The sequence below is a fragment of the Caulobacter sp. GW821-FHT10C03 genome, from assembly GCF_059415485.1.
Genome location: NZ_JBWKNI010000002.1, coordinates 168,986 through 182,746, shown reverse-complemented (window position 1 = coordinate 182,746; position 13,761 = coordinate 168,986). Strand labels below are relative to the sequence as shown.

The 13,761-nt window shown below is 69.4% G+C and carries 12 protein-coding genes; 4 read left to right on the top strand and 8 right to left on the bottom strand.

Annotated elements, in window-relative coordinates; all coding sequences use genetic code 11:
- Positions 1–45 precede the first annotated feature (45 nt).
- Positions 46–2,688 (bottom strand): M1 family metallopeptidase, encoded by a 2,643-nt coding sequence (locus tag AC07NG_RS02925; RefSeq protein WP_494592100.1) that lies wholly within the window; start codon positions 2,686–2,688, stop codon positions 46–48.
- A gap of 93 nt (positions 2,689–2,781) precedes the next feature.
- On the opposite strand from AC07NG_RS02925, the gene AC07NG_RS02920 reads away from it, so the two are divergent.
- Positions 2,782–3,399, top strand: a complete 618-nt coding sequence (locus tag AC07NG_RS02920) for an alpha-ketoglutarate-dependent dioxygenase AlkB (RefSeq protein ID WP_494592098.1) — start codon at positions 2,782–2,784, stop codon at positions 3,397–3,399.
- A gap of 231 nt (positions 3,400–3,630) precedes the next feature.
- Here the strand turns inward: AC07NG_RS02920 and dnaA are convergent, their stop codons facing one another.
- From dnaA to mutM, 5 genes are all read right to left on the bottom strand, one after another.
- Positions 3,631–5,118 (bottom strand): chromosomal replication initiator protein DnaA, encoded by a 1,488-nt coding sequence (dnaA, locus tag AC07NG_RS02915; RefSeq protein WP_487291608.1) that lies wholly within the window; start codon positions 5,116–5,118, stop codon positions 3,631–3,633.
- 425 nt (positions 5,119–5,543) lie between these two features.
- Positions 5,544–5,819: a 30S ribosomal protein S20 gene (gene rpsT / locus AC07NG_RS02910; RefSeq protein WP_110118379.1), complete on the bottom strand. Its 276-nt coding sequence runs from the start codon at positions 5,817–5,819 to the stop codon at positions 5,544–5,546.
- Between the two features lie 138 nt (positions 5,820–5,957).
- Positions 5,958–6,743: an enoyl-CoA hydratase gene (locus tag AC07NG_RS02905; protein ID WP_487291609.1), complete on the bottom strand. Its 786-nt coding sequence runs from the start codon at positions 6,741–6,743 to the stop codon at positions 5,958–5,960.
- A gap of 28 nt (positions 6,744–6,771) precedes the next feature.
- Positions 6,772–7,632, bottom strand: coding sequence for a TraB/GumN family protein (locus tag AC07NG_RS02900; protein WP_494592095.1), 861 nt, complete (start codon positions 7,630–7,632; stop codon positions 6,772–6,774).
- Positions 7,633–7,680: 48 nt separating this feature from the next.
- Entirely contained in the window at positions 7,681–8,544 is an 864-nt protein-coding gene (gene mutM, locus AC07NG_RS02895; protein ID WP_494592093.1) for a bifunctional DNA-formamidopyrimidine glycosylase/DNA-(apurinic or apyrimidinic site) lyase, read from the bottom strand.
- An 82-nt stretch (positions 8,545–8,626) separates the two neighbouring features.
- Between mutM and AC07NG_RS02890 the strand changes: the two genes are divergently transcribed.
- Both AC07NG_RS02890 and ubiB read left to right on the top strand, forming a co-directional pair.
- On the top strand, positions 8,627–9,385 hold the full coding sequence (locus AC07NG_RS02890) for a class I SAM-dependent methyltransferase (protein ID WP_110118383.1): 759 nt from the start codon (positions 8,627–8,629) through the stop codon (positions 9,383–9,385).
- 4 nt (positions 9,386–9,389) lie between these two features.
- The gene (gene ubiB / locus AC07NG_RS02885) at positions 9,390–10,898 is read left to right on the top strand and encodes a 2-polyprenylphenol 6-hydroxylase (protein WP_494592090.1); all 1,509 of its coding nucleotides are present in this window, start codon (positions 9,390–9,392) and stop codon (positions 10,896–10,898) included.
- A gap of 132 nt (positions 10,899–11,030) precedes the next feature.
- Here the strand turns inward: ubiB and AC07NG_RS02880 are convergent, their stop codons facing one another.
- Complete coding sequence (locus AC07NG_RS02880) at positions 11,031–11,456, bottom strand: HIT domain-containing protein (protein ID WP_494592088.1); 426 nt, start codon at positions 11,454–11,456, stop codon at positions 11,031–11,033.
- Positions 11,449–12,495: a MaoC family dehydratase gene (locus AC07NG_RS02875; RefSeq protein WP_494592086.1), complete on the bottom strand. Its 1,047-nt coding sequence runs from the start codon at positions 12,493–12,495 to the stop codon at positions 11,449–11,451. Before AC07NG_RS02875 ends, AC07NG_RS02880 begins: the two co-directional genes overlap by 8 nt.
- A gap of 132 nt (positions 12,496–12,627) precedes the next feature.
- Between AC07NG_RS02875 and mdh the strand changes: the two genes are divergently transcribed.
- Positions 12,628–13,590 carry a malate dehydrogenase gene (mdh, locus tag AC07NG_RS02870; RefSeq protein ID WP_058347105.1) on the top strand — a complete coding sequence of 321 codons (963 nt, stop codon included), beginning with the start codon at positions 12,628–12,630 and terminating at the stop codon, positions 13,588–13,590.
- The last annotated feature ends 171 nt before the right edge of the window (positions 13,591–13,761 follow it).

The following is a 13,761-nucleotide window of genomic DNA, read 5'->3' as shown; positions in this document are numbered from 1 at the left end:
CAGCGTCGGGCTGTCGACGCTGCGGCGATGCTTTGAAAGGCCCGTTCAGCCGGCCTTGGCGACCCAGGCGGTGATCGCCGGCAGGCGCTCGGACCGCACCTTGGCCCGATATTCGATGGCCGCGATCGCCTTGTCGGCCTCCTTGCGCGAGCCTTCGGCCAGGTTCGCCGCCGCCCAAACCTTCAGCCTGGCGGCCGTCTCCGGCTTGCCCGAGGCGGTGGCGAGGCTGGGGATGAAGCGGGTGCGGGCGCCGTTGTCGACCTTGTCGTTGACCGCGTCCTTGTGGGCGGCGGCGAAGTCGAAGGCCAGATCCGGATGGTGGCCGGCCACGCCCGAGATCATGCTCGAGGCGTTGGTCTCGCCGGGCTCGGCGGTCAGGGCCAGGTCGAGCGCCTTGCGGGCCAGGGCCTCGTCGCGGGCCGAGGCCAGCAGGCTGTAGAGCTGGGCGCGGACCAGCGGAGTCTTCTCGGCCGCCGCCCGGGCGTGGATCGCGTCCCAGGTCGCCGCGTCGGCGTTGACCGCCACGACGCCGAGGATCGCCTTGCGCAGCGGACCGGGGATCGCCGACGGATCGGTCTTGTCGGCGGCGAAGCGCCGCTGCGCCTCGGCGACCACCGCCGGGTCGCCCAGTTCGCCCAGGGTGGCGATCAGGTCGCCGCGCAGGATGGCGACGGGATCCGGCTCGCCGGCCTTGGGCGTCCAGCCCACGCGATCCAGCATCGGCGCCAGGCGCGCGACGGCCAGCTTGCGGAAGGCGGCGCGCTCGGGCTGGCCCTGGTAGTAGCCGTCGATGGCCGACAGCACGCCGGCCACCTTGGACAGCACCTGCGGATCGGCGTCGGCCGGCGCAGCGGCGATCAGGTCCAGGGCGTCGGCCGCGCCCTGCTGGCCCGCCGTGCCCATGGCCCAGGCGTCGGACAGCAGGCCCAGCTGGTCGATGGCCGGCAGCTTGCCGAAATCGGCCGCCAGCGCCTGGAAGCGGGCCGGGGCGTAGAGGGTGCGGTAGTAGCCGCTCTGGCCGGCGTTGACGACGACCGGGCCGCAGCCCTCGACCGTCAGGCTGGCCTTGCCGCCCTCGACCACGGTCTTGGCGACGACCGAGCCGTCCAGCGCCTTGGCGTTGACCGGCACGCGCCAGGCCAGGGGCTTCTTGTTCGGGAAGTCCTTGCTGTACTCGCCCTGGGTCAGGGTCAGCACCTGCTTGCCGGCCTGGCAGGCGCCGCCCTCGACGCGGATCAGCGGCACGCCCGGCTGCAGGGTGAAGTCGTGGGCGATGGCGGTGATCGGCTTGCCGGCCGAGGCCTCGACCGCCTTCCACAGGTCGTCGCTGACCGTGTTGCCGTAGGCGTGGGCCTTGATGTAGGCGCGCACGCCGCTGCGCCAGGCGTCCTCGCCGACATAGCCCTCGAGCATGCGGATCACCGCCTCGCCCTTCTGGTAGGTGATGCCGTCGAAGGCCTGGCTGGCCTGCTCGACCGTCTCGACGTGCTGCACCACCGGGTGGGTGGAGGAAAGGCCGTCGAGGTTCATGGCGTATTCGCGCCCCGCCACCGCGCCCAACTGCGAGTTCCATTCGGGATGGAACTTCTCGGTGGCCCGGCCCTCCATCCACGAGGCGAAGCCTTCGTTGAGCCACAGGTCGTCCCACCAGGCCATGGTCACCAGGTTGCCGAACCACTGGTGGGCGGTCTCGTGGGCGATGGTGGTGTAGACGTTCTGGGCGTCGCGCTGGGTCGAGATCGCCGGATCCATCAGCAGGGCGTATTCGAAATAGAAGATCGCCCCCCAGTTCTCCATGGCGCTGAAGAACTGGCTACGGCCAGGCGCCGCGATGTGGTCGAGCACCGGCAGCGGGTAATCGACGCCGAAATAGTCGTTGTACCAGGCCACCAGCGGCCCGGCCGACTCCAGGGCGAACCTGGCCTTGGGCAGGTCGCCCTTCTTGGTGACCACGCCGATGTCGACGCCGGCGGACTTGATGCTGGCGCGGTCGAACTCGCCCAGGCCGAAGAACAGCAGGTAGGTCGACATCTTGGGCGAGGTGGCGAAGGTGACGCGGGTCTTGCCGCCGCCCAGATCCACGCTCTTGGCGACCGGCATGTTGCCCAGGGCCATCTGGCCGGTGGGAATGGTCGCCTCGACGCTGAACGTGGCCTTGTGGAACGGCTCGTCCCACGAGGGGATGAACCGGCGGGCGTCGGAGTTCTCGAACTGGGTGTAGAGGGCGCGCCTGGAGCCCTCCTCGGTGTCGTAGTCGAGGGCGAACAGGCCCGCGGCCTGGGTGTAGATCTTGCCGGCGTAGTCGGCGGTCAGCAGGTGCTTGCCCTTGGCCAGGGGCGCGGCCAGGGTGAAGGTCACGGTCTGGGCCTCGTCGTCGACCTTGATGGCCGCCGGCTTGCCGTCGATGGCGGCCTTGGCGAAGGTCAGGTCGGCCGCCTGCAGGGTCAGGGTGCGGGTCGGCTGGGTCACCTCGACGGCGATCTTCACCGAGGCGGTGAAGCTCATCTTGGCCGCGTCGGGCGTGAACGACAGGTCGTAGTGGATCGGATGGGCGTTGCGCGGCAGCTGGGTGGTGACCGTGGCGGGCGTCGCGCCCTTGGTCCCTTGAGCGCCGGCGGTCGCCGCGAGAGCGGCTTCGGAGGCGAAAAGCAACGCGACCGCCGCGGCGGTGGACAGAAGACGACGCATGTACGGCCCTGGTATGCAACGATCGTGCGGCCAACGGCCGCTTGGCGCGAAACCAACACCCATCCGGCCGCTGGGCGGCATTAATTCCGCGTAATGATGAACCCCGTCAGCCTCGTTCCCGGCTTCGATCTCTGGCCCGGCCTGCTGTCGCCGGACGCCCAGCAGGCGCTGATCGAAGCCGTGCTGGCGGCCGCCGAAAGCGCGCCGCCGGCCCACTACGCCACGCCCTACGGCAAGGCGATGAGCGTGGCCATGACCAGCCTCGGCCCCCTGGGCTGGACCAGCGACGCTGGCGGCTACCGCTATACCGACCGCCATCCGGGCACCGGCGCGCGCTGGCCGGAAATCCCCCAGACCCTGCTCGATCTCTGGGCGCGGCTGGGCGACGCCGAGGTCCCGCCCGACGCCTGCCTGGTCAACCTCTACGGCCCCGAGGCCCGCATGGGCCTGCACCAGGACCGCGACGAGGCCGACCCGCGCTTTCCGGTGCTGTCGCTCTCGCTGGGCGACACCGCCGTGTTCCGCATCGGCGGAACCTCGCGCAAGGACCCGACGCGCTCGGTGCGGCTGGCGTCCGGCGACGTCTGCCGGCTGTCGGGTCCCGCGCGCCTGGCCTTCCACGGGGTCGACCGGATCCTGCCGGGGAGCTCGCGGCTCGTGCCGGGCGGAGGGCGGATCAACCTGACGCTCAGGCGGGCGCGGCCGGCTTAGGAGATCCCTCTCCCCTTGCGGGAGAGGGTGGCCCGCGAAGCGGGTCGGGTGAGGGGTCTCTCAAAAATCAAAGCTGCGTGCGGCGGTCGAGGCGGGGCGCCAGGCCGACAGGACTATCGACCCCTCATCCGACGGCCTTCGGCCGCCACCTTCTCCCGCAAGGGGAGAAGGACCATGAAAAAAGGCCGCCCCTTGCGGAGCGGCCCCTTCACGGTCGTCTCGGAAGTCCGATCAGCCGCGCAGCTTGCGGGTGATGGTCTCCAGGTCCTGGCTGAGCACGGCGTCGTCCTGGCGCAGGGCCTCGATGCGGCGCACGGCGTGCAGGACGGTGGTGTGGTCGCGACCGCCGAAGCGACGGCCGATGTCCGGCAGCGAGCGGGTGGTCAGCTGCTTGGCCAGCCACATGGCCGCCTGGCGCGGACGGGCGATGGCGCGGTTGCGGCGCTCGCTGAGCAGGTCGGCCTGCTTCATGCCGTAGTGCTCGGACGTGGCCTTCTGGATGTCGTCGATGGTGATCCGCTTTTCGCCGCCGCGCAGGTGCGGGCGCAGGATCGCCTGGACCTCGTCCAGCGTCAGGCGCGGCAGGCGCTCGCCGGCGCGGGCCGTCAGGGTGTTCAGCGCGCCTTCCAGCTCGCGGACGCTGTCGGTGAAGCGGTCGGCCAGGAACTGCAGCACTTCGGGACGCACGGCGCCGACGAAGCCCTGGGCGCGGCCCAGCGCCTCGATCTTGCGCTCCAGGATGCCCAGGCGCAGCGAGCGGTCGGCCGGCTCCAGGCCGCAGACCAGGCCCGCCGACAGGTGCGAGCGCAGGCGGGCGTCCATCTCGGTCATGGCCGAGGGCGGCCGGTCGGCCGAGAACACCACCCGGCGGCCGTCCTCGACGAGGGCGGTCAGGGTGTGGAACAGCTCTTCCTGGCTCGACTGCTTGCCGGCGATGAAGTGCACGTCGTCGATGATCAGCAGGTCGGCGCCGCGCAGCTCGTCCTTGAACGCCGTGGTCTGGCGATCCATGACCGCGCGCACGAAGGTCGACAGGAAGCGCTCGGCGGTCAGGTACACGACGCGCTTGTTGGGCGCGTTGCGCATGGCTTCCCAGGCCAGGGCGTTCAGCAGGTGCGTCTTGCCGAAGCCGTAGGGGCCGTGGAACAGCACCGGGTTGAAGTGGCCGTCGGCCCAGCTGGCGACGCGGCGCGCCACGGCGTGGGCGAATTCGTTGGCCGGACCGGGGACGAAGGTGTCGAAGGTGAAGCGTTCCTGCAGGCCCTGGACCGGCGAGGTCTTGCCGGCGGCCGGGGCGGGCGCGGCGGGGACGTCGCTGGAGACCGGCAGCACGATCTCGATCGGCTGGGCCTTGGCTTCGACATAGACGGCGCCGGCGGTGGCCGAGGCGGCGTCGGCCGAGGCTTCGAATTCGAGGCGCGACTTCAGATCGAGGCGGCGGCCCACGGCGTCGCCGGCGGCCCACAGCTCGCCGATGCGGCGCCAGGCGCTGCGACGGATCCAGTCGCGGGCGATGCCCGTGGGGGTGACGAGGACGACGTCGCCGCCTTGCGTTTCACGCAGCACGGCGGGCGCGATCCACGAACCGAAGGCGGCGTCGCCCAGTTCGCGCTTCAGCGAGACGCAGACCTTGTTCCAGACGATGCCAGCAGGCTCGCGCGTGACAGCCGCATACGCAGCCGACAATTCCTGACTGGCCACCCCGACCTTGATCGACATCAGTTCACCGCCTCGCGCCTGCATACACACAATTACAGATTGCCGGTCGCAAGCCCCCCATGGCGCACGACCGTGCTCAAACACTACCCCCACATTTATTGAAGACACACAGGGGCTTAACCGGCGAACGCATGGTGTTCGCCGCCGCCGCTGTCGTCAAAGACTGGGAGAGCGTTGAGACGCTTAAACTAGCCACCGGCCCCCGCCGGTCAAACGGAAAACTTGCGTCCGATCGCGGATATTTCTGTTGACTCGCGAGACCTCCTCGCTCGTCAAGGGAATGCCGTTTTAGAGAGTTTCGTTCGACGACCTGAGGGGCAGGTATAGGGGTACATAGACAAAGCAAAAGCCGACCGAGTTTCCCCGATCGGCTCTTACAAGTCTTTGATTTCGCTAAACGAACGGCGTTCGTTCGCGATCTGGACTTAGGCGGCGGCCTTGTCCAGCTTCTTCAGGCGGGCGGCCAGGCGAGACACCTTCCGCGAGCCGGTGTTCGGATGGACGACGCCCTTCGAAACGGCGCGCATCAGTTCCGATTGCGCCTCGACGAAGGCGGCCTTGGCGACGGCGACGTCGCCGGCGGCCAGGGCGTCTTCGAACTTGCGCAGGAAGGTGCGCACGCGCGAACGGCGAGCGGTGTTCACTTCGGTGCGACGGGCGATCTTGCGGATCGCTTTCTTGGCGCCGGGATTATTGGCCATGAGTTGGACCTTCAAACGGACAGCCACGCGGGCGGCCGCGAAGCAGGAAAAATCAAGAGCGCGCGGATATACGGGAACCCCGGGATCGGGTCAATCCATCCACATGGGGATTCTTCGCCGCTGGGCCACGGCCCAGCTTCACGAACCCTTGAACGCCGGTTTGCGCTTCTCGACGAAGGCCGCCATTCCTTCCTTCTGGTCGTCGAAGGCGAACAGCGAGTGGAAGAGGCGGCGCTCCAGCGCCACGCCGGTGGTCAGGGTCGTCTCGTAGGCGGCGTTGACCAGCTCCTTGTTCATCGCCACGGCCAGCGGCGACTGGGCGGCGATCTTGGCCGCGACCTTCAGGGCCTCGTCGACCAGCTGGTCGGCGGGGAAGACTCGCGAGACCAGGCCTGAACGCTCGGCCTCGGCCGCGTCCATCATCCGGCCGGTCAGGATCATGTCCATGGCCTTGGACTTGCCGACGAAGCGGGTCAGGCGCTGGGTGCCGCCGATGCCGGGGGCGACGCCGAGATTGATCTCCGGCTGGCCGAACTTCGCCGTGTCGGCGGCCAGGATGAAGTCGCAGATCATCGCCAGCTCGCAGCCGCCGCCCAGGGCGTAGCCGGCCACCGCGGCGATGATCGGCTTGCGGATGGTCTCGATCGCCCGGGCCTGGGCGGTGAAGAAGTCGGCCTTGAACATCTCGGCATAGGACTTCTCCGACATCTCCTTGATGTCGGCCCCGGCGGCGAAGGCCTTGGGCGAGCCGGTCAGCACGATGCAGCCGACGCCGTCGTCGTTCTGGGCGTCCGCCAGCGCCTGGCCAAGCTCGGTCAGCAGCACGCTGTTGAGCGCGTTCAGGGCCTCGGGCCGGTTCAGGCGGATCAGCGCCACGCCGGGCGCGGTTTCGGGGCGTTCGACGATCAGGGTCTCAAAGGCCATCGGCCGTCCTTCCTCAAGTCCTGGCCGTCTATCGCGGCCCTTGTACGTCATAGCCCAGCGCGCGCAGGCGGGCGGGCAGGCCGTCGGGACCCAGCAGGTGCCCGGCGCCGACCACCACCACCGTCCGGCCGGACCCGGCCAGGCGCGCTTGCAGGGCGTCCATCCACCGTGCGTTACGCTCGACGATGAAACGGCGATAGAGGGCGGGCGAAGATTTCCGCATTCCGCCGACGACGGCGCGCTCGAGCGCCTTCTGGTCGCCCTTCGACCACGCCGCGACCAGCCGGCGATAGGCGCCGGGATCCTTTTCCAGCTGCCTGACCGTGACGTTCAGGGTCTTGACCTGGTCGGCCTGCGAGGCGCCGGCGAACAGAGCCATCTGCTGGTCGGGGGTCTCGAAGGCCTTGCGAATGACGGTCGGCGGCGCGGCCGCCTGCAGCCGCCGCTCGACCCCGTCCTCGGCCAGGCCCTGGTCCTGGGCGAAGGCGGCCGTGGTCAGCCGCACCTCGGCCATCCAGGGCTGCAGGCGCTCCAGCTCGCTCATCGGCACGGAGAGGCGATCGGCCAGCTTGCGCAGGCGGGCGGCGGCGCGGGGCTTGAGACGCGAGGTCAGGGTCTGACCGGGCGGCAGCAAGCCATAGGCGCCGGCCAGGGCCTGCATCCGCTGGTCGGCGGCGACGTCCATCGGCAGTTCGAACCACAGGTCGTCGGCCTTCGACAGCGCCGCGTCCAGGGCCGGCGGCTTCCAGTCCAGGTCCTTGGGCAGCACGTGCATCGAGCCGAACAGCACGATCTCGGAATCCGCGTCGCGCACCGTCCACATGGCGGGCTCGGCCAAGGCGGGCGTCGCCAGGAGGGCCGCCAGAGCAACGAGAAGCGAGCGGAACATCGAACCCACCGGAAAGCCGCGCCCTAGCTCAGCAAGGCGCGGTCAGGGTCATTTCTGACAAACGGGGCAGAAGAAGGTCGAACGCCCCGCCTGCACCTCGCGGGCGATCACGCCCTTGCAGCCGGGGGTCGGGCACGGCTCGCCCTCGCGGTCATAGACCCGGAAGCGATGCTGGAAATAGCCCAGCGCCCCGTCGGCGGCCGCGAAGTCCTTCAGCGACGAGCCGCCGACCTCGACGGCCTCGGCCAGCACCTCCTTGATGGCCGTGGTCAGCGGCCCCAGCCGCTTGCCGGCGATCTGACCCGACGGCTTGAACGGCGAGATCCCCGAGCGGTGCAGGGCCTCGCAGACATAGATGTTGCCCAGGCCCGCCACGGTCTTCTGGTCGAGCAGCAGGGTCTTGGGTCCCTGCTTGCGGCCGCCGAAGGCCTTCACCAGCGTCTTGGCGTCGAAGGCCTCCGACAGGGGCTCGGGCCCCATCGTGGCGAACCAGGGGTGGCGATCGACGCGGTCGGTGGCGATCAGGTCCATGAAGCCGAACCGGCGCGGATCGTAATAGGTGACGGTCGCGCCCTCTTCGGTCTCGAAGACGACGTGGGCGTGCTTGTCGTCGGGCTTGACCTCGCGGGCGAAGTCGCCGGGCCGCACGGATCCTTCAGGCGCGGCGATCTCGAACCTGCCGGTCATGCCAAGGTGCATGATGAGCGTGTCGCCGCGGTCGAGCGGGGCCAGCAGGTATTTCGCCCGCCGGTCCAGACGCAGGATTTTCGCGCCCGTCAGCCGCTGGACGAAGCCCTCGGGCAGGGGAAAGCGCAGGTCGGGACGGTTGGCGCGCACACGGATCAGGCGGGCGCCGGACAGGACGGGCTCCAGCCCCCGGCGGACGGTCTCGACTTCGGGCAGTTCGGGCAAGACGGCTCCTTAAGACGGTGACGCGACGCAAGGCGCGGTCTAATAGGCGAAGATCATATAGAGAGCCCGACCCGTAGACGTCATGAGCAAGCCCTCCGCCACTTTCGGATTCAAGGACGTCGATCCCGCCCTGAAGGCGGGTCTGGTGCGCGGGGTCTTCGACCGCGTCGCCAAGAACTACGACCTGATGAACGACCTGATGAGCGGCGGCGTGCACCGGCTCTGGAAGGACGCGGTCGCGGCCAGGCTCAATCCGCAGCCGGGCGAGATCATCATCGACTGCGCCGGCGGCACCGGCGACATGGCCCGCCGCTTCGCAAAGATGGCCCGCAACGCGCAGCAGCGCCGCGGCGGTCCGGACGCGACCATCAACATCGTCGACTACAACGCCGAAATGATCATGGCCGGGATCGAGAAGGGCGGCGAGCCCGAGATCACCTGGACCGTGGGCGACGCCCAGCGCCTGCCGCTGCCCGACGCCTATGCCGACGCCTATGTCATCTCGTTCGGCATCCGCAACGTCACCGACATCGACGCGGCCCTGCGCGAGGCGCGCCGGGTGCTCAAGCCCGGCGGCCGCTTCCTGTGCCTGGAATTCTCGCGCCCCGCGACCGAGGCCCTCGCCAAGGCCTATGACGCCTACAGCTTCAAGGTCATCCCGCAGGTCGGCGAATGGGTCGCCAAGGACCGCGACGCCTATCAGTACCTGGTCGAGAGCATCCGCCGCTTCCCCGACCAGAAGACCTTCCTGTCGATGATCGAGGCGGCCGGCTTCAAGCGGGCCACCTACACCAACTTCACCGGCGGCGTGGCGGCCCTGCACCAGGGTTGGGCGCTCTAGTCCCATGCAACGCCTGTCCGCGTTCGTCCGCCTGATCGGCGCCGGCTGGCGCCTGGTGCGCGCCGACGCCCTGGTTCCGCGCGAGGTCGAGCCGCTGCTGCCGCCGTCGGCGCGGTTGGCCGGCCGGTTCCTGCGTCTGTTCGCCGGCGGCAAGAGCCGCCAGGGTCGTCCGGGCGAGCGCTTGGCCCGCGTGCTGGAAGGCCAGGGGCCCGTCGCCATCAAGATGGGCCAGTTCCTGTCGACCCGGGCCGACATCTTCGGCGCGGTGTTCGCCGAGGACCTGTCGCACCTGAAGGATCGGCTGCCGCCGTTCCCGACGCCAATCGCCCGCGCCGAGATCGAGCGCAACCTCGGCCGCAGCATCGAAAGCCTCTACGCGACGTTCGGCGAGGCGGTCGGCGCCGCCTCGCTGGCCCAGGCCCACGAGGCGACCCTGCACGACGGCGCCAAGGTGGCCGTGAAGGTGCTGCGCCCCGGCATCGAGCGCCGCGTGGCGCAGGACAGCGAGACCCTGCGCCTGGCCGCCGACCTGTCGCACCGCCTGGTTCCCGCCGCCCGCCGCCTGCGCCCGCGCGAGTTCGTCGAGGTGGTGATCCGGGCGCTCGATCTTGAGATGGACCTGCGCTTCGAGGCGGCCGGCGCGGCCGAACTCGGCGAGGCGATGGCCCAGGACGTCCACATGCGCGCCCCGGCCGTGGTCTGGGACGGCGTCGGCAAGCGGGTGCTGACCCTGGCCTGGGCGAACGGCGTGCCGCTGTCGGACCCCAAGGCGCTCGAACAGGAAGGCCTGGACCGCAAGGCCCTGGCCGAGAACGTCACCCGCGGCTTCCTGGCCCAGGCCCTGGACCACGGCCTCTTCCACGCCGACCTGCACGAAGGCAATCTCTTCGTCAGCGCCCCGGCCGCCATCACCGCCGTCGACTACGGCATCGTCGGGCGCCTGGGTCCGGCCGAGCGCAAGTACCTGGCCGAGATCCTCTACGGCTTCCTGCGTCGCGACTACACGCGGGTGGCCAAGGTGCATTTCGACGCCGGCTACGTGCCCGCCCACCAGGACATGGACGCCTTCGCCCAGGCCCTGCGCGCCGTCGGCGAGCCGGTATTCGGCCGCGACGCCCGCGACGTGTCGATGGGCCGGCTGCTGGCCCAGCTGTTCGAGATCACCGCCCTGTTCGAAATGGCCCTGCGGCCCGAGCTCGTGCTGCTGCAGAAGACCATGGTCACGGTCGAGGGCGTGGCCCGCCGTATCGACCCGACCCACGACCTGTGGGACGCCGCCAATCCCGTCGTCAGCCGCTGGATCGCCCGCGAGCTGTCGCCGGTGGCGCGGATGAAGGAACTGGCCGACGAGGCCGTGCGCGCCCTGCGCGCCATGGCCCGCTACGCCGAACAGCCGCCGGCCCCGCCCACGGTGATCGTCGAGAAACGCCCGGCCTGGCCGTGGTTCCTGGCCGGCGCCGCCGCCACGGCGCTGGCCTTCGCGGCGGGGCTGGGCGTGGCGAGCCTCTTCTGATCCTTCTCCCCTTGCGGGAGAAGGTGGCGGCGAAGCCGACGGATGAGGGGTCGAAAGCCCTGTCCGACAGTTCTGAGAGACCCCTCACCCGACCTCCTTCAGAGGCCACCCTCTCCCGCAAGGGGAGAGGGGTCAGAGGTTGAGCGCCTCGCGCGCCGCCGCGATCGCCGCCGTCCGCACGTCCTCTGCATAACTCACCCCCGCGCTGTGCCCCCACACCGGCCCCGGCCAGGCCGGATCGCCGTCGCGGCGGCCCAGCACGTGGACGTGCAGCTGCGGGGTGACGTTGCCCAGGGCGCCGACGTTCAGCTTGTCGACCGCCACGCCCAGCACCGCCGCCACGGCCCGCACCGCCGCGCCGAGGGCGACGATCTCCTCGGTCAGGGCGATGCGGCCCTCCGGCGACAGGTCCTCGATCTCGACCAGGCCGTCAGCGCGGGGGATCAGCACCAGCCACGGATAGCGGGCGTCGTCGTGCAGGCGCACGTGGCAGAGCGGCAGCTCGCCGACGGCGTGCGAGGAGGCCGGGAAGGCCGGATGCAAATCGAAGTCAGCCACGTTTCGGAACCGCCGCCCAATAGTCGAAGTCGAGGATCACGGCCGGGTCATAGACCCCCTCGCTGTCCTTGTCGGGGAAATCCGTACAGGGCCGATCCTTGGTCGCCACCAGCCGCAGCCGCAGGGCGCCGACGCCTCCCAGATCCGCCTTGTCGAGCACCTCGCTCCAGGCGAACACCGTCGCGCCGGCGAAGAACGGCGCCACGTGCCGACCGCCGTTGATCCCCAGGATCAGGCCGGCGTTCTGCAGGCCGTTGAACGACAGGGCCTTGGCCGTCGAGATCACCACCCCGCCATAGACGAGCCGCCGGCCCGACGGGTCTTTCGATCGCTCGAACTGGTTGAAGTGCACCTTGGCCGTGTTCTGCCACAGCCGCGTGGCCATCTGGTGCTCGGCCTCCTCCACCGCCATGCCGTCGACATGGTCGATCTTCTCGCCGACCGCGTAGTCCTCGAAGGCGTGCGGGGCGCCGGCCAGCGACCAGTCGTAGCCTGAGAAATCCAGCCCCGCCGGAACGACCAGGTCCGAAGGCGCGACCGCCTTGGCCAGGTCCGGAACCGACTGGCCCTCGACCACGGCCGACGGATCGCGCTTTCGCACCATCACCCAACGCACATAGGACAGCACCGCCTCGCCGCGCTGGCTGGTCCCCGTGGTGCGGACATAGACGACCCCGGTCTTGCCGTTCGAATTTTCTTTCAGGCCGATCACTTCGGAGGTCGCCGTCAGGGTGTCGCCGGGGAAGACGGGGGCCAGGAACCGGCCTTCGGCGTAGCCCAGGTTGGCCACGGCGTTCAGGCTGATGTCGGGCACCGTCTTGCCGAACACCACGTGGAAGGCGACGAGGGGATCGACGGGGGCGGCGGCCAGGCCGCTCGCCCGGGCGAATGCGTCCGACGAGAACAGCGAAAAACGCGGGCCGTACAAGGCCGTATAGAGAGCAACGTCGCCCGCCGTCACCGTGCGCGGCGTCGCATGGACCAGCACCTGGCCCGGCTCGAAGTCCTCGAAAAACCGTCCCGGATCGGTCTTGCTCACGGCGCCTCTCCTTGTCGTTGTTGTGATCGTTTTGCCGCAGCGCAGCGAAACGGGAAAGGGGGCTTGAGACTAAGCCGCTAGGGGCGTAGACCGCGCCCCGACATTTCCTGTCCACAGCCTGATGGAGACACCATGGCTCGCGCGAAGATCGCCCTTATCGGCGCCGGCATGATCGGCGGCACCCTGGCCCACATCGCCGCTCGCGAAGAGCTGGGCGACGTGATCCTGTTCGACATCGCCGAAGGCACCCCGCAGGGCAAGGCGCTCGACATCGCCGAAGCCTCGGCCGTGTTCGGCAAGGACGTGGCCCTGAAGGGTGCCAACGACTACGCCGACATCGCCGGCGCCGACGTCTGCATCGTCACCGCCGGCGTGCCGCGCAAGCCGGGCATGAGCCGCGACGACCTGCTGGGCATCAACCTGAAGGTCATGAAGGCCGTTGGCGAAGGCATCAAGGCCCACGCCCCGAACGCCTTCGTCATCTGCATCACCAACCCGCTCGACGCGATGGTCTGGGCCCTGCAGCAGTTCTCGGGCCTGCCCAAGGAAAAGGTCATCGGCATGGCCGGCGTCCTGGACTCGGCGCGCTTCGCCTACTTCCTGGCCGAAAAGACCGGCGTGTCGGTCGAAGACATCCACGCCTGGACCCTGGGCGGCCACGGCGACGACATGGTCCCGATGGTCCGTCACTCGACCGTCGGCGGCCTGCCGCTGCCGGACGCCGTGAAGGCCGGCTTCCTGACCCAGGAAGAGCTGGACGCCATCGTCGAGCGCACCCGCAAGGGCGGCGGCGAGATCGTCGCCCTGCTGAAGACCGGTTCGGCCTTCTACGCCCCGGCTGAAAGCGCCATCGCCATGGCCACCAGCTACCTGAAGGACAAGAAGCGCGTCCTGCCGTGCGCCACCTTCCTGAACGGCGAATACGGCCTGTCGGACCTCTATGTCGGCGTGCCGGTGGTCATCGGCGCCGGCGGCGCTGAAAAGATCATCGAGTTCGAAACCAACGACGCCGAGAAGGCGATGTTCGCCAAGTCGGTCGAGTCGGTGAAGGGCCTGATGGAAGCCTGCAAGACCATCGACCCGACCCTGGTCTAATCGCTTCCGCGATCACCAAAACGACGAAGGGCGGCTCCGAAAGGAGCCGCCCTTTTTCTTTGAAAAGCTATGCCCCCCTCCCGCTGAATCATGCTCACGAGCCGCGAGGGGACGAAATCAACCAATCTGAATGATCAGACGACGACCTAACCCCCCCGGCTTCAGCAGCGC